This is a genomic window from Arthrobacter oryzae (assembly GCF_037911235.1).
In the GTDB taxonomy this organism is placed as follows: domain Bacteria; phylum Actinomycetota; class Actinomycetes; order Actinomycetales; family Micrococcaceae; genus Arthrobacter; species Arthrobacter oryzae_E.
Genome location: NZ_JBBLYW010000065.1, coordinates 373,938 through 395,358 on the forward strand (window position 1 = coordinate 373,938; position 21,421 = coordinate 395,358).

The window sequence follows — 21,421 nt, forward strand, 5'->3', positions numbered from 1 at the left end:
TATGTCAGCCCGTAACGGCCGGCGGGAGGTCCTAAAGTCCCGACCCGGTGCGGACAAGGACGTGTCCGCGGGATCCGCTGAGCCGGAACCAGCGCCCCGCCCGGTAGAGCTGCTGTTCGCCGTCGGCGAGGAATCCGAGGGTAAGGGCCGCGAAGGCCGCGCCCAGCGGGAGCCCCGCAGCTCCGGGGAGTTCCCGGCCCCAGACTGTGGCCCGGGCGTTGTTGACGATCAGGGCGCCGGGTTTGTCCGGGATGATGGCGGCGATCTCCGTGATGCCTGCTTCTGCGGCCTGGCGCAGCGCAGCGTCGGGCAGCGTGGCGACGGGCTCCCAGCCTGTGCGCGGCGCGCCGACGCCGGCCCACGATTCGGTGACAGTCATGGGCGGCAGCGGCAGTTCGACGTCGTTCTCCCCTGCCCGGGCGAGCCGGTCCAGCACCGCCGAAATGGGGACGGTGACGTCGGTCTCCGCCGGCTGCGCCAGGGCCATGGTCCGCAGCCCGAGGATCGTCGGCGTGGCCTCCCCCAGCAGACGGGGGCGCAGCACGCAGACGTAGGCGGCGAGCACCGGGCCGGACGCTTGGAGGCGGATGGCGCCGTCGTCGACTGCCTTGGCGCGCGTGGCAAAGGTGCGCAGATCCGCAAGGTCGCGGGGATCGGTAAATTGCAGGGGCTGGGTTAGGACGTCAGACACAATATCGACTCTACCGGCTGTGCCTCTTTGGGACGGCGCCGGAGGGACGTCTAGAGTCGAACCATGACTGAAGCCGATGCCGGACTGCAGGGGCCACCGACGCAGGACCCCACCTCCTCCCTCATTGAACTCCTGGATCTCGGTGAGCTTGAGGGTGCCCGGACCGACGAGGACATCTTCATGGGTCCTTCCCAGCGCCAGCCGCGCCAGCGCGTCTTTGGCGGCCAGGTCCTGGCGCAATCACTCATCGCCGCAAACCGGACCGTTGATCCCGCGCGCAGCGTGCATTCCATGCATGGATACTTCCTCCGCCCGGGCGACGCCAACAAGCCCATCACGTTCGGTGTCCAGCGGTTGCGGGACGGCCGTTCTTTCTCGGCGCGCCGCGTCCACGCGTACCAGGACGGAATGCCGATCCTGTCCATGATTGCCTCCTTCCAGGAGGAAGATGAGGGAATCGACCACCAGTCCCCCATGCCCGAGGGCATACCCGATCCCGAGTCGCTGCCCAGCACGGCGGACCTCCTGGGCAAGTTCGACCACCCGGTGGCCCGGCACTGGGCCTACGAGCGTCCCTTCGATATCCGGCACGTGGACCCGCCGCTGTACGTTTCGGCCAACGGTGAGAGGGAATCCCGCAATGCCGTCTGGATGAAGACCTTCGGACCGATGCCGGACGACCCCAACACGCACCGCGCGGCCCTGGCCTATGCCAGTGACTACACGCTGCTGGAATCCATCCTGCGCAAACACGGACTGAGCTGGATCACGCCCGGCATGAGCGTCGCAAGCCTCGACCACGCCATGTGGTGGCACCGGCCGGTGCGCGTCGATGAATGGCTGCTATACGTGCAGGAATCCCCGAGTGCCCAGGGCGCCCGCGGGCTGGCCACCGGAAAAATCTTCAGCCGGGACGGGCACCACGTCGCGACGGTGGCCCAGGAGGGCATGGTCCGGGTTCCGACCGACCTCAAGAACAAGGTGGTGGGCGCCTTCCAGACGAAGGTCCTCCAGCACCAGATGCGCAAAGCCGGGAAGGACTAGCCGGGTCCCGCGAGTTTTCCATGGGTGCATCTGCGGCGAACTCTCGGTTCAGCAGGTTCGGGGCACGAGTGCCTTGGCCGCCTTGGTAAGAGTTGCGGTGGGCCCGTTCATTCCGCCGAGCGCCCCTTTCTCGTCCGTGCCGATGAACCGGATTTCGCTGCCCTTCTCCCAGCCGCCCGATCTTACTGCCGGGGGACGTGGCCGGGACAGGCGTAGAGACGGATGAAGTAGGGTACTGCCCATGGACATCATCCTGGTTCCCGGTTTCTGGTTGGACGCCTCCTCCTGGTCTGAGGTCACCCCGCCGCTCGCCGCCGCCGGACATCGGCCACTCCCCCTGACGCTGCCGGGCCTGGAGTCGCCCGACGCGCCGCGCGCAGGCATCGGGCTGCGCGAGCACATCGACGCCGTCGTCTCCGTCCTCGACGGCCTGGATCAGCCGGCGGTTCTTGTCGGCCACTCCGGCGGCGGGGCCATCATCCACGGTGCCGTTGACGCGCGGCCGGACCGCGTCGTCCGCGCGATCTACGTTGACAGCGGACCCCTCGGCGAGGGCGGCGTCATCAACAACGAGCTTCCCGCGGACGGCGACGAGGTGCCGCTGCCGCCGTGGGACGTTTTCGACGACGCCGACCTTACGGACCTGGACGACGGGCTTCGGACCATGTTCCGCGAACGCGCCGTCCCGCAGCCGAAAGGCGTCGCCTACGACCCGCAGCATCTCCACGATGAGCGCCGCTACGACGTCCCGGCCACGGTCATTGCCTGCGAGTTCCCTGTTTCCTTGCTGAAGGAGTGGATTGCGGCCGGCCACCCCTACGTCGCGGAGCTGGCGCGCATCCGCGACGTGGAATACGTCGACCTACCCACCGGGCACTGGCCGCAGTTCACCAGGCCCGCCGACCTCAGCGCGGCGATCCTCGCCGCCGTCGACCGTCACTAGGCCATCGTCAGCGGAAAGATCCTGCCCGGCCGGCGTCACCGGAGCGGTGTAAGGACCGCTATCTGGTAGCCGCCCGCCTTTTCGACGAGCTGATAGCAAAACCGCTCCCGGGGCTCGCCGCCGTTATAGGACCAGGTGACATCAGCCCACACGCTTCCCGGCCCCTCGGCCATGATGTCGACTCTCTTCTCCACGGATTCAACGCCCTCATACTGGCCCCACGCCGACGCGAAGAACGCCTCGGTCTGCCCGGCGTCGCTGACAGGGATCGACTCGCCGGGAAACAGAATGAGCGACGGAACGGCGTACATTCCTGCGATTGCCTTGGCGTCGCGGGCCAGCAGGGCGGCTGCATAGCGGTCGAAAAAACGGTCAACATTGTCCGTAGCTTCTGTCATGCCAGAATTATACGAAGTCTGGAAGCAGCCGGCTCAAGGGCGAACGGGTTAGAACGTATCGCGTCGATCACCTTGACCCGGACAGCCACGAAGGTGCGCCGTGACGTTGCCCCGAAGCTTCGCAGCTGCACCTTCGGGGTTGGTGACCAGGTCCGGGCGGCCGGCGGCATTGTAGAAGCCCTCCGAACGACGACCGCCGGCGCGAGGCGCCGCTCGTCGTCGTCCGCAAACCAGCTTCCCTGGCTGACCTCCACACGGTGGATGACGCCGTAACCCGGACCCACCACGTTCAGCAGGACCTGCTGCACGCCCGGCGGAGACTGAAACTCCAGCTGCGTGCATAAAACTGCTCCCCGAGAGTCAGAACTGATTTCTCAGTCCAACTTTCGGGGAGCAGTTCATTTCGCGGAACCGGCCTTTAGCGTGGCCCGGGTTGGCGCTGGAGCCTAGTCGCGGGTCAGGCGGCGGTGCGTGACGCGGTGCGGCTTGGCCGCATCCGGGCCGAGGCGCTCCACCTTGTTTTCTTCGTACGACTCGAAGTTGCCTTCGAACCAGTACCACTTGGACGGGTTTTCCTCGTCACCTTCGTAGGCAAGGATGTGGGTGGCTACCCGGTCCAGGAACCAGCGGTCGTGCGACACCACGACGGCGCAGCCGGGGAATTCCAGCAGTGCGTTTTCGAGGCTGCTGAGCGTCTCGACGTCCAGGTCGTTGGTTGGTTCGTCAAGGAGGAGCAAGTTGCCGCCCTGCTTGAGGGTCAGCGCCAGGTTCAGGCGGTTGCGCTCACCGCCGGAGAGGACACCTGCCTTCTTCTGCTGGTCCGGGCCCTTGAATCCGAACGCCGCTACGTAGGCACGGGACGGCATTTCGACGTGGCCCACCTGGATGTAGTCGAGGCCGTCCGAGACAACCTCCCACAAGGACTTGTTGGGATCGATGCCCCCGCGGCTCTGGTCGGCGTAGGAGATCTTGACCGAGTCGCCGATCTTCAGGTCGCCGCCGTCGAGCGGTTCCAGGCCCACGATCGTCTTGAACAGGGTGGTCTTGCCGACGCCGTTGGGGCCGATCACGCCGACGATGCCGTTGCGCGGAAGCGTGAAGGAGAGTCCGTCGATGAGGGTCCGGTCCTCGAAGCCCTTCTGCAGGTTCTTGGCTTCGAGCACCAGGCCTCCGAGCCGGGGTCCCGGCGGAATCTGGATCTCTTCGAAGTCGAGCTTCCGGGTGCGGTCAGCCTCTGCGGCCATTTCCTCGTAGCGTGCGAGGCGGGCCTTGGACTTGGTCTGGCGGCCTTTGGCGTTGGAGCGGACCCACTCGAGTTCTTCAGTGAGTCGCTTTGCCTGCTTGGCGTCCTTCTTGCCCTGGATTTCAAGGCGGGCGCGCTTCTTCTCCAGGTACGTGGAGTAATTGCCCTCGTACGGGTAGAGGTGGCCGCGGTCCACTTCCGCGATCCACTCGGCCACGTGATCCAGGAAGTACCGGTCGTGAGTGACGGCCAGGACGGCGCCCGCGTAGCTGGACAGGTGCTGCTCCAGCCAGAGAACGCTTTCGGCATCGAGGTGGTTGGTGGGCTCGTCGAGAAGCAGAAGGTCCGGCTTCTGCAGCAGGAGCTTGCACAGCGCAACACGGCGGCGCTCACCACCGGAGAGGAGGGTGACGTCAGCATCGGCCGGCGGGCAGCGTAGGGCATCCATTGCCTGCTCAAGCTGGGAGTCGAGGTCCCAGGCGTCGGCGGCGTCGATGGCTTCCTGGAGGTGGCCCATTTCCTCCAGAAGGGTGTCGTAGTCAGCATCGGGGCTGGCCATTTCCTCGGAGATCTCGTTGAAGCGCTGGATCTTCCCGTAAATCTCGCCCACGCCTTCCTGGACGTTGCCCAGGACAGTCTTCTCCTCGTTCAGCGGCGGCTCCTGGAGGAGGATGCCTACCGTGTAGCCAGGGCTGAGCCGTGCCTCACCGTTGGAGGGAGTGTCCAGGCCGGCCATGATCTTGAGGATGGTGGACTTACCGGCACCGTTGGGGCCAACAACACCAATCTTGGCCCCCGGAAAGAAGGACATGCTTACGTCGTCGAGAATAAGTTTTTCGCCAACGGCCTTTCGGGCCTTGGTCATTGTGTAGATAAATTCCGCCATGGTTCCAAATCTAGTGGGTCGGCGGGCTTAACTCACATTCGCGACCGGCATTCGACGATGGTCCGGTTCAGGGTCAGCCGCCCACGAAGCACTGCCCGGTTGCGAGGACGGGAAGGACGGTGACCACTACAGTTCCTTCGCGGATCTGGCCGATTACGCAATCCTCACCCTGCAGGGCGGCCGCCTCAATGGCGTCGACCTCCAGGCCGGTGGGCGTGCGGCCCGCCGACACCTGCAGTGAACCGGCGGGTATTCCGGCCCCCGTCAGCGCCGCCGCCACCTGTTCCTGCCCCGGCTTAGGGTTGGCTGCGGCGACTCCGCGGAGAGCATTACCAACGGTTTCACTTAAGCGGGCAGTCGCGGCGTCAAGTTCCGGCTGCCCCGCGGCCGGAGCGGCAGAGGACCCGGCCGGTGCTGCCGGCTGCGCCGAGGGTGATCCGGGCACAGCGGCCACAGGCTGTGAAGAGGGCACCCAGGATCCGGAGCCCGTTCCGGTGCAGCCGGCGAGGCCGGCCGCGATCACGGACGCCGCCATGAGCAGGGCGGAGGCGCCGCGTACACGCTGTCCGATTCCGCGGTACCGCGTTCCGGACTGGCGACCGTACTGTTGCTGGGGAGTCTCTGCTCGGATCACTGTGCCATTCTGCCATGCGGCACCGCAGGGGGACGGTGCCGCACTCGCGGCATAGCGGGTATGTTCAGGCGGCGGCCCCGGTAAGTTCGCCGGTCACCGGATCGAGCTCCAACACGTCGCCGTTTTCGTCGTCAACGAAGGTGCCGTCAGCTGCGGGGTCGTCGCTTTCGTCTTCCTCGCGGCCGTCTCCGGCGTCCTCCGGGTCTTCAGTACCCGGCCCGATGCCGTCCTGTGTCCCGGACACGGAGCCTTGCTGTCCCTGCCCCATACCGGGCTGGGCGGAGTTTCCGGCCATGCGGATGAAGTTGGCGGAGCCCCACATGAGGTCATGGCCCACTGACTCGGCGTTGATCTCGGCAACATAGTGGATCCGGCCGTCTTTTTCCCAGCTCCGCATCTTGAGCCGGCCCACGATGATGACGCGCTGGCCTTTCTTGATGCTGCAGCCCATATTGCCGGCCAGCTGTCGGTAGCCCTGCACGGTGAACCAGTTCGTGTTGCCGTCCACCCACGTGCCGGACGCGCGGTCGTAACGCCGGTCGGTGGAGCCAAGCCGAAACGATGCGGTGGGCACTCCGCCGGGTGTGGTGGAACTTTTGATCTCCGTGGCAACGAAGCCCCGGACAGTGATGGTGTCAGTCATCTTGGTTTCCTGTCTCGAAAATGATGGTGCCCTAGCAGGCATCTTCAGCTTTACGCCGCCAGGGCCAGGGAGCGAGGAGCGGCTTTCGTTATGTGCAAAACTCCCGATGAAGTCCGGATGTTGGGGACGAGTCAAAACGCCCGGAAACAGGCTGACTGACCGAAGGGGCGTGGCACTGTAAACTTTTCTAGGCGCCGCCGGAATGGACCGGACGCGCCCACGTGCCCCAGTAGCTCAGGGGATAGAGCAGCGGCCTTCTAATCCGCCGGTCGGGGGTTCGATTCCCTCCTGGGGCACACAACAGGAAGCGGCTCCCGCCTGCGCACAGCAGCGGGGGCCGCTTTGTCCATCCTGCCGACGGCCAGGTTCGAGGCCTCCAACGGAGGCGGGACGTGCCATGCCGCCTCCTCCTTTCCAGGCGACAGTCTCCGGAGGACAGTGTTAACTGACATGCCGGAGGCGGGACAGCACCCTTCTGCAAGCTATTCACGATAAGCATGCTTATGATTTGAGGGCGGCGCCGACTCATTTTGAAGTGGCGTTGGCGCCGCACCTTCCGCCACGGTGGATCACCTCGGAGAGGATGGACCGAATGACTCAGCAATCACCGGACTACGAGCCGCACGAAACAGACGCGTCAGCACCCCACCCCGGACCGGCCCAGGCGATGCCTGCCCAAGGCGTACCGACTCAGCCTGCTGCACCGGCACCGGCACCAGCGGCACCGGCTCCAACTGCGACGACGTCGCCCGATGACCGGCATGTGACACGTGCGGGCATGGTCTGGGCGGCCGTAGCCACCGCGCTGGCGGTGATGGTGCTCCTGATCGTCTTCATCCTGCAGAACCAGGATTACGTCCAGGTCAGGTACTTCGGGCTCGAGGGCGCGGTGCCGCTGGGCATCGCACTGTTCATCGCGGCTGTGGGTGGCGGGGTGCTCGTGGCTGTCGCCGGGGCCGCAAGGATTATCCAACTGCGTGCCGCGGCCCACCGCCGCCGCGTCCTGGCGCAGCGGGTCCGCTAAGCACCAACAGCGCCGTCGGCGCCAGGCTGCGTCAGGCTGCGTCAGCCGTGGTCTACGTCGCCCCGGTGCCCTTCGGGGGTGTCATCCATCCCGGCGATATCGGGTTCGATCGTTGCGGCCAGGTCGCCGGCGACTGTGTCCCGTCCTGCCTCATCCGCCGGCCGCGTCGTCCCGTCGTCGCCGCGCGCGGTGCCGTCTTCATCTGGAATCTCAGTCATGTGCCCAAGCTAGTCGCGAACGACTCGCTTGTCGACGACTCGCACGGCGGCGCCCGCGGCCGTGCCAACAGGCTAGGAACCTCAGCGCTCCAACAGTTCCTTGAGGTTCCCCAGCACCATGTCCCAGAGCTTCGCAGACTCCTCAGCCTCTGAGTCGCTCTTGTTGTTCCCCTGAGTGATGGTGACCCGGGTGCCGTCCGCGCTTTCGTCCAGCCGGTACTCCACGGTGTGATAGTTCTCCGGCTCATCCGGCAGCCCCGTCAGCGGGCTGTAGTGGCTGATGCGCAGCAGTTCTTCGTGCCGGTTTTCCAGCACGATGCCCTTGTCCCTATAGCTCTTGCCTTTCCACTCCCCGGCGAAGGTTACGGGCTCGCCTACCCGCCACGAAGTGGCCACCTCCGTGCCGAGGAAATATTGCCTGACGATGTCCGGATCGGTCAGCGCCTGCCACACCCGGCTCCGCGGTGCCGCCACGAGCACCGATGCCTGGGCGTCCTTGATCTGATCTTCCATGTGAGTGCCTCCTTGGCACGACACTACGCGCGGCCACCGGTTGTGTTAAGGAAAGGCAAAGGCCCGGCGCCGCGATGCGGTGCCGGGCCGTTGCCGTCAGCGGTCAGGCGTACGGCAGGACGAGTCCCGCGTAGCGCTCCTTCATGGTCGCCAGGACGCTGTCGCCGTCGGCGTCCCAGATTTCCTGGTTGAAGATTTCCACTTCGATGTCGCCGGTGTAGCCGGCGTCCCGGACCCAGGTGCCAATGGTCGCGAAGTCAATGACGCCGTCGCCCATCATGCCCCGGGACAGCAGGGCGTCGGCCGCGATGGGCAGGTTGAAGTCGCAGACCTGGTAGGACGCGATGCGGTTCTCCCGGCCGGCCCGCTCGATCTGGGACTTCAGCTCCGGGTCCCACCACACGTGGAAGGTGTCGACGGCGACGCCGACGGCCTTCGCGTCATACGGCGCCGCCAGGTCCAGGGCCTGGCCCAGGGTCGAGATCAGGGCACGATCCGCGGCGTACATCGGGTGCAGCGGCTCAAGTACCAGCCGCACGCCGTTCCCGACGGCGAACGGAACCAGGTCCGCGAGGCGGTCGGCGACGCGCTGGCGGGCAGCCACCACGTCCTTCTCCCCCGGGGCGAGGCCGCCGACCACCAGGAACAGCTCCCGGGTATCCAGCGCCACGGCTTCCAGGATTGCGTCACGGTTGTCGGCAAGTGCCGCAGCCTGTCCTTCGGCGTCTGCTGCCGTGAGGAAGCCGCCGCGGCACAGCGAGGACACCCGCAGGCCTGCGTCCTTGATGAGCTTGGCAGCTTTGTCCACGCCGGCTTCATGCACGCGGTCGCGCCACGGGCCGATCGCGGGGATGCCTGCGCGGGCGCAGCCGTCAACGGCCTCGGCCAGGGTCCATCTCTTGGTGGTGGCGCTGTTAAGGGACAGCCTTGAGAAGTCGTTGCTCATACTCCCACTCCGTTGATGCGCAGGTAGTCCGACATCCGGAACGCGGCCAGGGCCGGGTCCTTCAAGAGTCCGGCCTGGTCCGCCAGTTCGAAGGTCTTCGCCAGGTGCACCACGGAACGGCCGGAGTGCAGTCCGCCCACCATCTGGAAACCGGGCTGCTTGCCGTTGAGCCAGGACATGAACGCGATACCGGTCTTGTAATAGAAGGTGGGCGCGCTGAAGATGTGCTTCCCCAGTTCCCGGGTGGAGTCCAGGATGGCCCGCGCCTTGACGGCATCGCCGGCGTCATAGCTTTGCAGCGCTGCCGATGCTGCCGGGTAGATGGCGGCGAAGATGCCCAGCAGGGCGTCCGAATGATGGGTGCCGTCGCCGTCGATCAGTTCCGGGTAGTTGAAGTCGTCTCCGGTGTAGAGGCGGACACCCTCGGGGAGGGCAGACCGCAGCGCCACCTCGTGACTGGCGTCCAGGAGCGAAACCTTGACGCCGTCCACCTTGTCCGCATGCTCGCGGATCAGGGAGAGGAACGTGTCCGTCGCCGTGGGGACGTCGTCGGAGCCCCAGTAGCCGGCCAGGGCGGGATCGAACATGGTGCCCAGCCAGTGCAGAATGACCGGCTGGTCCGCTTCCTGCAGCAGGGTGGAGTAGACGTGAAGGTAATCGTCCGGACCGCTGGCCACCTTCGCCAACGCGCGTGAGGCCATCAGGATGACCTTGGGCCCGGACTCGGAGACGACGGCGACCTGCTCGCGGTAGGCGTCCAGGACAGCCCTGATTCCGGCGGCGCCGGTCGGCAGGGCGGCCAGGTCCAGCTGGTCGGTGCCGGCGCCGCAGGACACCAGGTCGCGGACGGACTTGCCGGCGGTGGCGGCGTTACGGGAGGAGACCACCGATGCGGCCTCCACGCCGGTGCGCTTGATCAGCTGCTGCGTGGCAGCCCAGTCCAGGCCCATTCCGCGCTGTGCGGTGTCCATGGCGTCGGCCACCCCGAGGCCATAGGACCAGAGCTCATGCCGGTAGGCCATGGTGGCGTCCCAGTCGAGCCTGGCCGGCGCGCCCGGAGTGTTATCCGCGGTGACTTCCGGGATGACGTGGGCCGCGGCGTAGGCGTGCCGCGAGGTAATGGGGGCCGAGGGCTTTGCCCAGGCGGGCGCGGACTTCAGACGGTATTCGCGGGTTCCACCGTCGTCGGTGGGAAGGATCAGGGATGTCATCAGAGCGAGATCTCCGGGATGTCGATGGTGCGGCGCTCGTCATTGGACTGCAGGCCGAGCTCGGCCAGCTGGACGCCACGGGCGGCGGACAGCAGGCCGAAGCGGTGCTCGCGGCCGGCAACGACGTCGCGCAGGAATTCTTCCCACTGCAGCTTGAAGCCGTTGTCCAGCTCGGCATTGGCGGGGACTTCCTGCCACTGGCTGCGGAAGGACTCGGTCACGGGCAGGTCCGGGTTCCAGACGGGCTTGGGGGTGTGGGCACGCTGCTGCGCGACGCACTTGTTCAGGCCTGCGACCGCTGAACCGTGAGTGCCGTCGATCTGGAATTCCACCAGTTCGTCGCGGTAGACGCGGACGGCCCAGGAGGAGTTGATCTGGCCGACCACCTGGTCGCCGCCCGGGGTTTCCAGTTCAAAGATGCCGTAGGAGGCGTCGTCGGCCGTGGCCTTGTATTCCTTGCCGGCTTCGTCCCAGCGTGCCGGGATGTGGGTGGCGGTCTTGGCGTTGACGCTCTTGACCTTGCCGATGATGCCTTCAAGGACGTAGTTCCAGTGGCAGAACATGTCCGTGGTCATGCCGCCGCCGTCTTCCTTGCGGTAGTTCCAGGACGGGCGCTGGGCTGCCTGGACGTCGCCTTCGAAGACCCAGTAGCCGAACTCGCCGCGGATGGACAGGATGCGGCCGAAGAAGCCTTCGTCAACGAGGCGGCGCAGCTTGACCAGGCCGGGCAGGTACAGCTTGTCATGCACGACGCCGGCGGTCACTCCGGCTTCCTTGCCGATCCGGGCCAGTTCGATGGCCTCCTCCAGCGTTTCCGCGGTGGGCTTCTCGGTGAAGATGTGCTTCCCGGCAGACATGGCCTTCTTCAGGGTGGCCGCGCGGAGGCTGGTCATGGATGCATCGAAGACGACGTCGACGGTGGGGTCGTTGATCACGGCGTCCAGGTCGGTGCTCCACTCGGAAACCTTGTGCAGTTCGGCAAGCTCGCGGATCTTCGCTTCGTTGCGGCCAACCAGGATGGGCTCGACCTGGACCCTGGTGCCGTCCTCGAGGGTGAAGCCGCCGGCGTCGCGGATGGGAAGGATGGAGCGCAGCAGGTGCTGGCGGTAGCCCATCCGGCCGGTAATGCCGTTCATGGCGATACGGATCGTCTTTGTTTCGAAGCCCATGTGTCCTCCACAGTTCGTTAGCTCAGTACAAGGTGCTGGGAAAGCGCATTCCCACTGCATTTATGATGCATCTTCCTGCGCAGCATGGCAAGCGCTTTCCCGAAACTCTCCCGAACTGCCATAATGGCCATGACGCGCACGTTTGCTGAACAGGAGATATCGGTGGCTGCAAGTACCCTCACCGAGGTGGCACGATTGGCCGGAGTCTCACCGGCCACTGCATCACGGGTCCTCAACGGTTCTGCCCGTAAGCCGGGCCCGGGAGTCTCTGAACGGGTGCGGCAGGCAGCCGAAACCCTCGGCTACATCCCCAACGCACAGGCCCAGGCCCTCGCGAAGTCCAGCTCGGGACTCGTGGGCCTGATTGTGCATGACATCGCGGATCCTTATTTCTCGGCCATAGCCCGCGGCGTGCAGGAAGTGGCGCGTGAGCAGCACAAGATGGTGCTGCTGGCCACCACGGCCGGGACCCCTGCCGACGAGAGGGAAGCTGTGGCCGCCTTCGCCGCCAGGCGGGCCGACGCCATTGTGATTGCCGGGTCACGGTCATCCCGGCCTGAAGACGAGCAAGGAAACGCTGAACTTGCCGCTGAACTGGACCGCTACTGCCGCAACGGCGGCCACGTGGGTGTGGTGGGGCAGGCCATCGTCGGAGCAGGTGCGCTGGACGGATACCACCTCGTGGAAGTGCCGAACGAACAGCTGGCTGCGGAACTTGCCGGCAAGCTGGCGTCCAGCCATTCGCGCGACTTCGTGATCATCGGCGGCCCCGAAGGGCTCATCACTTCCGATGACCGGATCCGCGGCTTTCAGTCCGGCCTGGCCGCGGCCGGCCGCCCGGCCGCCGAGGTCCTCCGCGCCTCCTTCAACCGTGCCGGCGGCTATGAAGCCGGACTCGTGCTGGCCGAACGCATCAGGGACGCCAGGAAAGCCGAACCGGGAAACGAGGGCGCGAAACCGGCGCTGTGCATCTTCGCCGCGAACGACGTCATGGCAATCGGCGCCACCGCGGGGCTCCGTTCGCAGGGGTTCCGGGTTCCCCGCGATGCCCTGATGGCAGGATTTGACGACATCGAGACCCTCCGGGATTTCCGCCCCGGGCTCTCAACGGTCCGCCTTCCACTGGAGGAGATCGGCCGCCTGGCCACCCTGAGCACCGTGGGCCCTGAAGTTCACGGCGGACTGGATATGGACCACGACGGCGGCGCGGCCGTCACGGGTCAGGTGACGCTCCGGCGGAGTACCGAGTGGACCCCCTGACAGCCCTTGCCAGTAAGCCGCCGGGCCTCAGTCTCGTCCCCGCCCGCCGCGGTGCGGACGCGCCACCGGCGGACGCACGCCGGCAGTCCCCGGCCATTTTGATCCTTCCCGGTGGCGGCTACGAACGCCACGCGGACCACGAGGCCGAGCCGGTTGCCGAGTGGCTTTCGTCGCTGGGCATCCATGCCTTCGTGCTGCGCTACCGGGTGGCTCCGCACCGCCACCCGGCGCCGCTGGCGGACGCAAAGGCCGCCCTGGCCTGGATCCGGAGCGGCGGCCACGGACTCGCTGTGGACGGTTCACGGGTGGGGGTCCTTGGATTCTCCGCGGGCGGGCACCTGGCTGCCACACTGGCGGCCGGCATTCCCACCGGCGACGACGCACTTGACGTGCCGGATTCCCGTCCGGACCTCGCCATTCTGTGCTATCCGGTGGTGTCCTTCGAAAGGACCGTCCACCAGGGCAGCATCGATAACCTGCTCGGCGCCTCTCCGTCCAAGGATCTCCTTGCAGGGCTGTCTGCCGAGCTGACCGTGACCGGCCGGACTCCCCCGGCCTTCATCTGGCACACCTTCGACGACGGTGCCGTTGATGTCCAGCACAGCTTGCGCTATGCCTTGGCGCTCCGGCAGGCTGCCGTGCCGGCCGAGCTGCATGTGTTTCCGGAGGGACGGCACGGGCTGGGCCTCGCTGCCGGAGTGGCCGGCGTGGAGCGGTGGACTGAGCTGTGTGCCGCGTGGCTTGACGGACACGGGTGGCGCGCGTGAACACCGCGCCCTTAACCACAGCACCGGCGGCCCGGCACCGGGGGTCCTGGCCTTCCGTAGCGGATTGCCGGTGGGCTGGTGTGCCGTCGAGCCGCGCGACTGCTACCCGCGGATTCTCCGTTCGCAGGTGGTGAAGGCATCAGCGCCAGCCGTTCACGACCGGCCCGCGGACGGCGCTGAAGGACCAGTCTGGTCGGTGACCTGCTTCGTCGTCGCACCGGGCCACCGACGCAGTGGTGTGGCTGCGGCGCTCCTTCGCGCCGCCGTCGGCCATGCCGTTGGCCATGGCGCCGGCATCGTGGAGGGCTACCCCGTGGATCCTGAGCAGCGGCCGAAAGCAGGCCCGGCGGACCTGTACCAGGGAACGCTGAAGCTCTTCCTGGCGGCCGGGTTCGAGGTGGTCAGCGATGCGGTGCCTGGCCGGGCGGTGGTCCGGCTCATCGTCCGGGCTGAAAACTTGCCGGGCCTGAACTTACCTTGCCGGTGTCAGGCTGTACGGGGAGGCCAGGACCGAGCGCAAGGCACTGCCTGCTGCGCCCAGGAGGGCAGCCGACTGGCCGAGCTCCGAGACCGCCACCCTCGCGGGGCTGACGACGCCGGGCGCATAGTCAGCCAGGCTCCGTACTACCGCCGGTGCAATCCACGGCCCCATCCGGGTGAAATGGCCGCCCAGGACCACAGCGGAGAGGTTCATCAACCGGGCCGTGGAGGCCGCTGCAATGCCCAGGTAGTGGCCTGCCCGCTCAATCGCTGCCGTTGCAGCCGCATCTCCGGCGTCAAGCCGTTCGGCGAGGTGCGAGAGGCGTGCCGACGCCGTGCCCGGGGGAATGCCCGCGGCGGAGAAGATGGCCTCCTGGCCCGCGAACGTTTCCAGGCAGCCGCGGCCGCTGCACGAGCAGGCCGGACCAGAAGGTTCCACCACCACGTGGCCCACCTCGCCCGCCTGTCCGTGGGGTCCCGAGAAGAGCCGGGATCCGATGACCAGGCCGCCACCGACGCCCACCTCACCGGAAACAAACAGGTAGTCGCGGAAGTCCAGCCCGTGCCCGTACCAGAGCTCGCCCAGCGCGGCGCAGTTTGCCTCGTTATGCAGCACGGTGCCCAGCGGCGCAGCGGGCAGCAACGCGTCCAGCTCAAGGGCCACCCCCTGCCAATGCAGGTTGGGAGCGCTGGCAACAGTTCCGGATGCCGTGTCCACCAGGCCGGGAACGGCCAATCCGCCGCCAAGGATCTCGATCCCGGCGAGGGACGCCTCCGCAGCAACCTCACTGACGAGTCCGGCCAGACGGGCCATCACGGACCCAGGCGGCTGGCCGCGGTTGCCGCATTCCAGTGTCCGGTGGGTGCGGAGTGTTCCGCCGAGGTCCAGGACGCCTGCCGAGATGTAATCGACGTTAATTTCCATGCCCACTACGCCGCGGCGGGTGCTGAGCTCGAGGCCTACGCCCGGGCGTCCGCGTTCACCATCCCGCGTGGCGCCGGATTCCATGACCAGCCCGGAGTCCGCCAACTCCGCCACCAGGCTGGACACTGACGCCTTGGTCAAGCCCGTCAGGGAGGCCAGGTCGGCGCGCGTCGGATAGCGCTGCGGATCCGTCCTCGCCCGCGCAATGGCAGCAAGGACCCGGACCAGGTTGCCGCGCCGGACATCCTCAACCCGGCCCGGCGCCGGACGTGGCCCGCCGCCGTCGGCATCTTTTTCCAGTGACATTTCCGCCGCCTTTTTCATTGACCCAAGTCAATCATGACGCATATAGTTCAGATTGAAAACTAATTCGGCGGCCGGCACTCGAACTCTGGCCGACAGCCGGCACCACCTCTGAACCAAGGACGCTTCATGACTCTTCAGCCCACCCCTGCAGACCGCTTCACCTTCGGCCTTTGGACCGTCGGCTGGACCGGAGCGGACCCCTTCGGAGTCGCCACCCGCCCCGCCCTGGACCCCGTCGAGGCCGTCCACAAGCTCAGTGAACTCGGTGCCTACGGCATCACCTTCCACGACAACGACCTGGTCCCGTTCAATGCCACGACCTCCGAGCGCGACCTGATCCTCAAGAACTTCAAGGCAGCCCTGGCCGAGACCGGCCTGAAGACACCCATGGTGACCACCAATCTGTTCAGCCACCCGGTCTTCAAGGACGGCGGCTTCACCTCCAACGACCGCTCTGTCCGCCGGTTCGCGCTCAGCAAGGTCCTGCAGAACATCGACCTCGCAGCCGAGCTGGGTGCAGAGACGTTCGTGATGTGGGGCGGACGCGAAGGCAGCGAATACGACGGTTCCAAGGACCTCTTGGCCGCCCTGGACCGGATGAAGGAAGGCGTTGACACGGCCGCGGCCTACATCAAGGACAAGGGCTACGGCCTGCGGATCGCCCTGGAACCGAAGCCCAACGAGCCCCGCGGCGACATCTTCCTGCCCACCGTGGGCCACGGACTGGCCTTCATTGCCCAGCTGGAACACGGCGACATCGTCGGCCTCAACCCGGAAACCGGGCACGAGCAGATGGCGGGACTGAACTTCACGCACGGCATCGCCCAGGCGCTGTGGGCCGGCAAGCTCTTCCACATCGACCTCAACGGCCAGCGCGGCATCAAGTACGACCAGGACCTCGTCTTCGGCCACGGCGACCTCACCAGTGCCTTCTTCACCGTGGACCTCCTCGAAAACGGCTTCCCCAACGGCGGCCCGAAGTACGACGGCCCGCGCCACTTCGACTACAAGCCCTCACGCACCGACGGCTACGACGGCGTCTGGGAATCCGCGAAGTCCAACATGGCCATGTACCTCCTGCTGAAGGAGCGTGCCCTCGCCTTCCGTGCCGACCCCGAGGTGCAGGAAGCACTGCGGACATCCGGCGTCTTCGAACTCGGCGAGCCGACGCTCGCCGCCGGAGAGACCACCGCGGACCTGCTGGCGGACGCTTCCGCTTTCGCGGAGTTCGACGCCGATGCTGCCGGCCAGCGGTCGTTCGCCTTTGTCCGCCTCAACCAGCTGGCCATCGAGCACCTGCTCGGCGCCCGCTAGGCTTCCCCCATGCCCTTGGTAGCAGGAATCGACAGTTCCACGCAGTCATGCAAAGTGGTGATCCGGGATGCGCAGACTGGCGTCCTGGTCCGCCAGGGCCGCGCCGCCCACCCCGACGGCAGCGAGATACACCCCGACCACTGGTGGACCGCCCTGCAGGGTGCCATCGAACAGGCCGGCGGCCTGGACGATGTGGCCGCCGTCGCCGTGGGCGGCCAGCAGCACGGCATGGTGTGCCTTGATGCCTCCGGTGCAGTGGTGCGCCCGGCCTTGCTCTGGAACGACACACGCTCCGCGGAGGATGCGGAACAGCTGATTGCCGAGGCAGGTGACGGCGACGCCGGGACGGGAGCGGCCTTCTGGGCGGAGGCGACGGGCACCGTCCCGGTGGCATCCCTCACCATCACCAAGCTCCGCTGGCTGGCACGCAATGAACCGGACAACGCCCGCCGCGTTGCGGCTGTCTGCCTGCCGCATGACTGGCTGAGCTGGCGGCTCGCGGGCCACGGTCCGGGAACGGGCCCCTCGTCGCTGGAGCTGCTCCGGACGGACAGGTCCGATGCCTCCGGAACGGGATACTTCTCCACGGCATTGGGGACCTATCTCCCTGAAGTCGTCGAAAAGGTGCTGGGCCACGTGCCGGTGCTTCCCGCCGTCGCCGGTTCCCTGGAGCCGGCAGGCAGAACGCCGGCCGGCGCAATCATCGGCCCCGGCGCCGGTGACAATGCGGCTGCAGCCCTCGGCGTCGATGCCCGTCCCGGCGACGTTGTGGTGTCGCTGGGGACATCAGGAACGGTTTTTGCCGTCTCAGAGAGACCGGCCGCCGATGCCAGCGGGCTCGTCGCCGGCTTCGCGGACGCCACCGGCAATTTCCTCCCGCTGGCCTGCACGTTGAACGCCACCCGGATCTTCGATTCCACGGCCGCGCTGCTTGGCGTGACGCTGGCGGGGCTCACTGAACTGGCCCTTGCCGCCCCGGCAGGGTCCGGCGGGCTCACACTCGTCCCGTATTTCGAGGGTGAGCGCACGCCCAACCTGCCGCTGGCCACAGGATCCCTCCACGGCGCCACGCTGGCCAGCTACACGCGCCCCAACCTGGCCCGGGCCGCCGTCGAAGGGGTGGTCTGCTCCCTCGCGGACGGCCTGGCCGCCCTGCAGGCCCAGGGCGTGACGGCCGGCCGGATCATCCTGGTGGGTGGCGGGGCGCAGTCCGCCGCCGTGCAGCAGGTTGCCGCGTCTGTTTTCGGCCTGCCCGTGGTGGTGCCCGAGCCCGGGGAATACGTGGCCGACGGCGCCGCCCGGCAGGCGGCGGCCGTCCGCACGGGACGGTGGCCGGCGTGGGTGTCTGCCAGAACCGAAGTAACAGCGGCCGACGGCGGTGCACCGGAGGTCCTCGAACAGTACCGGCGGTATGCCAGTAGCTACCTCAACGGCTGACGCCCGCCTCACGCGGCTCGGGACCGCGCGTCACCGGCTGATCGCGCGGATGGTCCAGCCGGCCTCGTGGGACTCCCCCGGTGCCAGCCGCACCACGCGAGTTCCGCTGTTGAAGGCATCAGGCGGGCATGTCATGGGTTCCACCGCGAGGCCCAGCCGGGACGGTCCCGCCGGCTTGTCGGCGGTATGGATCTGCAGCCAGGGCCACGCCGTGTCCCATTCCAGTTCCACCCCGGTGCCCGAGGGATCATGGATCCGTACGGCAGCCAGTCCGTCCGCGCCGGTGACCAGGCCCGTAAAGGCGTGGTCGATTTCCACCGCCCCGAGGACTTTTTCCGTCCGGAAGTCAAAGGAGTGGCCCTCTACGCACGCCATGCCTTCCGGGAGCAACCGGTCTTCCGAGACCTCCATGAACTCTGTGGCCGGGATCTGTACCGTCCACTCATCGAGCGGGGCAGTCCCGGCCACTAGGTACGGATGCGGGCACACGCCGTAGGGCGCCGCGTCCACACCAACATTTTCTGCGCGTACGGTGCTGTGCAGACCGTCGGCCCGCAGGTCGTATTCGACGGAGACGTCAAGGCGGCCCGGATAGCCCTCACTCGGTTCAATGCGCGTTCCGAGGCGTACGGAGGACGCGGTGTGCTCCTGCAGCTGCCATTCCGCCCCGAACACCAGGCCGTGCAGGGCAGTCCCCCGTTCCTCCTCGTTGACCACGGCGTGGAATTCCTTCCCGTCGAAGCTGTACCGGCCGTCAGCCAGGCGGTTCGGCCAGGGCGCGCAGATGACACCGCGGTAGTCCGGAATGCTGCCAGAGCCGCCGAACCCGACCACCAGATCGCGGCCATGGTGCTGCAGTTCCCGGAGCGCGCCTCCCCGGGCGGTGGCGATGGCCGTGTACGGGCCGAAACTGATCTGGTGCTCGGTGCGGGTCATAGGAGGTCCATAACTGCCGGAATAGCGGATGTTAGCGCTCACCATCATAATCCACGCGTCTCGTTGCCGGGCGGGACGACAGTAGAGTGGCCACCATGGCCAACCAGGACCTGATTGCCGGAATCCGCAGCCGGCTGAATGCGGCGGCTGACCCCGTCCGGGCGGCCGGAAGCCAGGCCTACATGAAATCGGACATGCCCTCGCTGGGTGTCCGGGTGCCCGAGGTCCGGAGAATCACCTCCGGCGCCGCCGCGCAGTGGCCATGCGGCTCATTCGAGGAACTGCGCGGAACTGTCCTGGACCTTTGGCGCTCTGCGTCGTTCAGGGAAGAGCGGTACGCCGCCATTGACCTGACCGGTTCCCGGTTGGCCAGGGGTCGGCTGGAGATGCTTCCGGTCTATGAGGAAATCATCCGGACCGGGGCCTGGTGGGATCTTGTGGACGGAGTGCCACACCGGATCTGCGCCCTGCTGCAGGCCCGCCGTCCGGAGGTTGAGCGGCTGCTCCGCATCTGGAGCAAAGACCCCGACATGTGGATCCGCAGAGCTGCCATCACGGCCCAGCTCGGGGCGAAGGGCACCACCGATACTGCGCTGCTTGCCTCCGTCCTCGAGGCCAACCTGGCGGACCGGGAGTTCTTCATCCGCAAGGCCATTGGCTGGGCGTTGCGCGAGTACGCAAAGACCGATCCGGAGTGGGTCAGGCAGTTCGCGGCCCGCCACGAAAACGGACTCAGCCCGCTCTCGCGCCGGGAGGCCCTCAGGAACCTCCCGGTCAGATGACCGGGCGGGTGGTCACCGGCTCATCCGGCTTGCTGAAAAGCTGCTTGGTTTTGGGATCCAGAAAGATCAGGTAGAGCGCGAACATCAGTGCGATGATGGCCGCCGCGTTGCGCGCCAGTGCCAGGGGAAGGCCCAGGTCCTCGGTCTGCAGGTAGGGGAAGACTTCAAGCTGATCGGAGATGGCGTAGACCATGAAGAACGACACGATGAAGTAGAGGGCCTTCACCTGCCAGTCGTCCCGGATGCCGGTGACGGCGAACAGCGGGATGAGCCAGACCACATACCAGGACTGGATCATGGGTGCGAGCAGGACCACTGCCGCGAATCCCAGGGTGAGCCTGCGCATCAGGCGGTCGTGGTCGCCGCGGAAGATCAGCCAGGCGACAAGCCCGACGGCGAGCAGCTTGCCGGCGTCGTAAACCCATTTGGCCAGTCCCCACCCATCCAGCCCGAAGGCGTTGGAGATCGAGGCCACCACCAGCCCCAGCAGGCCTACGGGCGCATACCAGATCCAGATGCTGCCGGGAGCGGACAGGCCGTTCACCCAGCCGAAGCCAAAGCCGTTGACCATGCTCATCGCGTACAGGATTGCCAGGCTGATGCCGGCCGTGAGTCCCCAGAAAACAAACTTCCGCGGCCAGCTGGCGTTCTTACCGGCCCAGAGGAGTCCGATGAATGGCAGGAACACAATGGTGATCGGCTTGACGGATATCGACAGCGTCACCAGGAGCAGCCCGAACAGCACGCGCCTGGTGGCGCAATAATAGAGCCCGGCCAGGGCGAGTCCGATCATGAGCGCATCGTTGTGGACACTTGCGATGAAGTTGGTCAGGAACAGCGGGTTGGCAGCCGTCAGCCACAGTGCCCGGTGCGGATTTACGCCGTGCAGCTCCGCCAGCTTCGGGACGTACACGATGCACAGCACCACACCGATCAGGGCAGCGGCGCGGAACAGCATGATGCTGGCTTCGGGATGCACGTTGGTTGACCACACCACCAGTTGTTCGATCCACAGGAACAGCTGGCCGTAGGGAACGGGCGCTTCGGTCCACATCTTGTCGGCACCGAGCTGGAAATAGTTGGACAGCGCAGAAATCCCGTTTTCGTACGGATTGAAGCCCTCGACCATCAGGCGCCCCTGCCCGATATAGGCGTAGACGTCACGGCTGAAAAGCGGCACTGAGAACATCATGGGCAGCCCCCACAATGCAACAGCCTGCAGGGTGGCCTTGCGGGCGCCGTGGCCCCAGACCCTGACCCGCTGGCCGAGGCGAAGCCAGGCCCGGACCAGAAGCATGCCGCCCACAGCAAGCAGCACGATCGAGAGTGCCACTCCTAGTGCTTCGGTTCGCATCCAGATGAACAGCGGCAGGCGGCGAAGCTCGGACACAGGCGCCAGCCAGCCGACCCCCAGCGAACCGATGGCCATGAACATCGAACCGGCGAACCCTGAGAGGAGGGGCGAAAGCGGATTGTCCACTTCAGCTTCAGCCGTCCCCGGTGATGTACCGGCAGCCACATTTCCCGCCGCAGGCACAGGCGCCGTCATCTCAGGACCGTCCAATCTGTTGTGGGGCATTTTCCACCCGGTGTCGGCCGGACAGGCCGGCGGAGGTGGGGCCGCAGCGGTGCAAAGAAGGCACAGCCACGT

Annotated in this window: 22 protein-coding genes, 1 tRNA gene and 1 pseudogene; 10 read left to right on the plus strand and 14 right to left on the minus strand. The window is 66.7% G+C overall.

The genetic code is table 11. The features are described 5' to 3' along the window. Positions 1–31: 31 nt before the first annotated feature. Entirely contained in the window at positions 32–691 is a 660-nt protein-coding gene (locus WMN78_RS18695; RefSeq protein ID WP_340535240.1) for a hypothetical protein, read from the minus strand. Positions 692–754: 63 nt separating this feature from the next. On the opposite strand from WMN78_RS18695, the gene WMN78_RS18700 reads away from it, so the two are divergent. Together WMN78_RS18700 and WMN78_RS18705 are read left to right on the plus strand one after the other, a co-directional pair. Next, on the plus strand, positions 755–1,735 hold the full coding sequence (locus WMN78_RS18700; protein ID WP_340535242.1) for an acyl-CoA thioesterase II: 981 nt from the start codon (positions 755–757) through the stop codon (positions 1,733–1,735). Between the two features lie 241 nt (positions 1,736–1,976). Beyond that, positions 1,977–2,678 carry an alpha/beta hydrolase gene (locus WMN78_RS18705; RefSeq protein WP_340535244.1) on the plus strand — a complete coding sequence of 234 codons (702 nt, stop codon included), beginning with the start codon at positions 1,977–1,979 and terminating at the stop codon, positions 2,676–2,678. 35 nt (positions 2,679–2,713) lie between these two features. On the opposite strand, the gene WMN78_RS18710 is transcribed toward WMN78_RS18705, so the two are convergent. The 5 genes from WMN78_RS18710 to WMN78_RS18730 form a co-directional block, all read right to left on the minus strand. Next, positions 2,714–3,076, minus strand: a complete 363-nt coding sequence (locus WMN78_RS18710; protein WP_340535246.1) for a hypothetical protein — start codon at positions 3,074–3,076, stop codon at positions 2,714–2,716. Then, complete coding sequence (locus WMN78_RS18715) at positions 3,073–3,384, minus strand: hypothetical protein (RefSeq protein ID WP_340535248.1); 312 nt, start codon at positions 3,382–3,384, stop codon at positions 3,073–3,075. The genes WMN78_RS18710 and WMN78_RS18715 overlap by 4 nt, the downstream gene beginning before the upstream one ends. A 138-nt stretch (positions 3,385–3,522) precedes the next feature. Then, complete coding sequence (ettA, locus tag WMN78_RS18720) at positions 3,523–5,205, minus strand: energy-dependent translational throttle protein EttA (RefSeq protein WP_305941317.1); 1,683 nt, start codon at positions 5,203–5,205, stop codon at positions 3,523–3,525. 73 nt (positions 5,206–5,278) lie between these two features. After that, positions 5,279–5,839, minus strand: a complete 561-nt coding sequence (locus WMN78_RS18725; RefSeq protein WP_340535249.1) for a DUF6993 domain-containing protein — start codon at positions 5,837–5,839, stop codon at positions 5,279–5,281. 64 nt (positions 5,840–5,903) lie between these two features. Beyond that, the gene (locus WMN78_RS18730; RefSeq protein WP_340535251.1) at positions 5,904–6,482 is read right to left on the minus strand and encodes a single-stranded DNA-binding protein; all 579 of its coding nucleotides are present in this window, start codon (positions 6,480–6,482) and stop codon (positions 5,904–5,906) included. Between the two features lie 223 nt (positions 6,483–6,705). Between WMN78_RS18730 and WMN78_RS18735 the strand changes: the two genes are divergently transcribed. Then, positions 6,706–6,778: transfer RNA gene (locus WMN78_RS18735), tRNA-Arg, on the plus strand. A gap of 296 nt (positions 6,779–7,074) precedes the next feature. Then, a complete protein-coding gene (locus tag WMN78_RS18740) occupies positions 7,075–7,506 on the plus strand; it encodes a LapA family protein (protein WP_340535252.1) in 432 nt (143 codons plus the stop codon). A 41-nt stretch (positions 7,507–7,547) separates the two neighbouring features. On the opposite strand, the gene WMN78_RS18745 is transcribed toward WMN78_RS18740, so the two are convergent. The 5 genes from WMN78_RS18745 to WMN78_RS18765 all read right to left on the minus strand — a co-directional run bounded on the left by WMN78_RS18745 (position 7,548) and on the right by WMN78_RS18765 (position 11,563). After that, positions 7,548–7,724: a hypothetical protein gene (locus WMN78_RS18745; protein WP_340535253.1), complete on the minus strand. Its 177-nt coding sequence runs from the start codon at positions 7,722–7,724 to the stop codon at positions 7,548–7,550. Between the two features lie 81 nt (positions 7,725–7,805). Next, positions 7,806–8,237, minus strand: a complete 432-nt coding sequence (locus WMN78_RS18750) for an SRPBCC domain-containing protein (protein WP_340535254.1) — start codon at positions 8,235–8,237, stop codon at positions 7,806–7,808. Between the two features lie 103 nt (positions 8,238–8,340). Continuing rightward, a complete protein-coding gene (locus WMN78_RS18755) occupies positions 8,341–9,183 on the minus strand; it encodes a sugar phosphate isomerase/epimerase family protein (protein ID WP_340535256.1) in 843 nt (280 codons plus the stop codon). Next, complete coding sequence (locus WMN78_RS18760) at positions 9,180–10,394, minus strand: dihydrodipicolinate synthase family protein (protein ID WP_340535257.1); 1,215 nt, start codon at positions 10,392–10,394, stop codon at positions 9,180–9,182. The genes WMN78_RS18755 and WMN78_RS18760 overlap by 4 nt, the downstream gene beginning before the upstream one ends. Further along, entirely contained in the window at positions 10,394–11,563 is a 1,170-nt protein-coding gene (locus tag WMN78_RS18765; RefSeq protein ID WP_340535258.1) for a Gfo/Idh/MocA family oxidoreductase, read from the minus strand. Before WMN78_RS18765 ends, WMN78_RS18760 begins: the two co-directional genes overlap by 1 nt. A 162-nt stretch (positions 11,564–11,725) precedes the next feature. On the opposite strand from WMN78_RS18765, the gene WMN78_RS18770 reads away from it, so the two are divergent. The 3 genes and pseudogenes from WMN78_RS18770 to WMN78_RS18780 form a co-directional block, all read left to right on the plus strand. After that, positions 11,726–12,823 carry a LacI family DNA-binding transcriptional regulator gene (locus WMN78_RS18770; protein WP_340535259.1) on the plus strand — a complete coding sequence of 366 codons (1,098 nt, stop codon included), beginning with the start codon at positions 11,726–11,728 and terminating at the stop codon, positions 12,821–12,823. Then, positions 12,820–13,590, plus strand: coding sequence for an alpha/beta hydrolase (locus tag WMN78_RS18775; RefSeq protein ID WP_340535314.1), 771 nt, complete (start codon positions 12,820–12,822; stop codon positions 13,588–13,590). Before WMN78_RS18770 ends, WMN78_RS18775 begins: the two co-directional genes overlap by 4 nt. Then, positions 13,478–13,825: pseudogene (locus tag WMN78_RS18780) on the plus strand (hypothetical protein); the annotation flags it as partial. The gene WMN78_RS18775 and the pseudogene WMN78_RS18780, both read left to right, overlap by 113 nt. A gap of 237 nt (positions 13,826–14,062) precedes the next feature. Here WMN78_RS18780 and WMN78_RS18785 read toward each other — a convergent pair. Continuing rightward, positions 14,063–15,301 (minus strand): ROK family transcriptional regulator, encoded by a 1,239-nt coding sequence (locus WMN78_RS18785; protein WP_340535260.1) that lies wholly within the window; start codon positions 15,299–15,301, stop codon positions 14,063–14,065. A 126-nt stretch (positions 15,302–15,427) separates the two neighbouring features. Here WMN78_RS18785 and xylA point away from each other — a divergent pair, with 126 nt between their 5' ends. Together xylA and xylB are read left to right on the plus strand one after the other, a co-directional pair. Then, the gene (xylA, locus tag WMN78_RS18790; protein ID WP_340535261.1) at positions 15,428–16,615 is read left to right on the plus strand and encodes a xylose isomerase; all 1,188 of its coding nucleotides are present in this window, start codon (positions 15,428–15,430) and stop codon (positions 16,613–16,615) included. A gap of 9 nt (positions 16,616–16,624) precedes the next feature. After that, positions 16,625–18,052, plus strand: coding sequence for a xylulokinase (xylB, locus tag WMN78_RS18795; RefSeq protein WP_340535262.1), 1,428 nt, complete (start codon positions 16,625–16,627; stop codon positions 18,050–18,052). Positions 18,053–18,082: 30 nt separating this feature from the next. On the opposite strand, the gene WMN78_RS18800 is transcribed toward xylB, so the two are convergent. Beyond that, the gene (locus WMN78_RS18800; protein WP_340535263.1) at positions 18,083–18,988 is read right to left on the minus strand and encodes an aldose 1-epimerase family protein; all 906 of its coding nucleotides are present in this window, start codon (positions 18,986–18,988) and stop codon (positions 18,083–18,085) included. A gap of 95 nt (positions 18,989–19,083) precedes the next feature. Here WMN78_RS18800 and WMN78_RS18805 point away from each other — a divergent pair, with 95 nt between their 5' ends. Next, entirely contained in the window at positions 19,084–19,770 is a 687-nt protein-coding gene (locus WMN78_RS18805; protein WP_340535264.1) for a DNA alkylation repair protein, read from the plus strand. Here the strand turns inward: WMN78_RS18805 and mptB are convergent. After that, the gene (gene mptB / locus WMN78_RS18810) at positions 19,763–21,319 is read right to left on the minus strand and encodes a polyprenol phosphomannose-dependent alpha 1,6 mannosyltransferase MptB (protein WP_340535265.1); all 1,557 of its coding nucleotides are present in this window, start codon (positions 21,317–21,319) and stop codon (positions 19,763–19,765) included. The two genes, WMN78_RS18805 and mptB, sit on opposite strands and share 8 nt — an antisense overlap. Between the last annotated feature and the right edge of the window lie 102 nt (positions 21,320–21,421).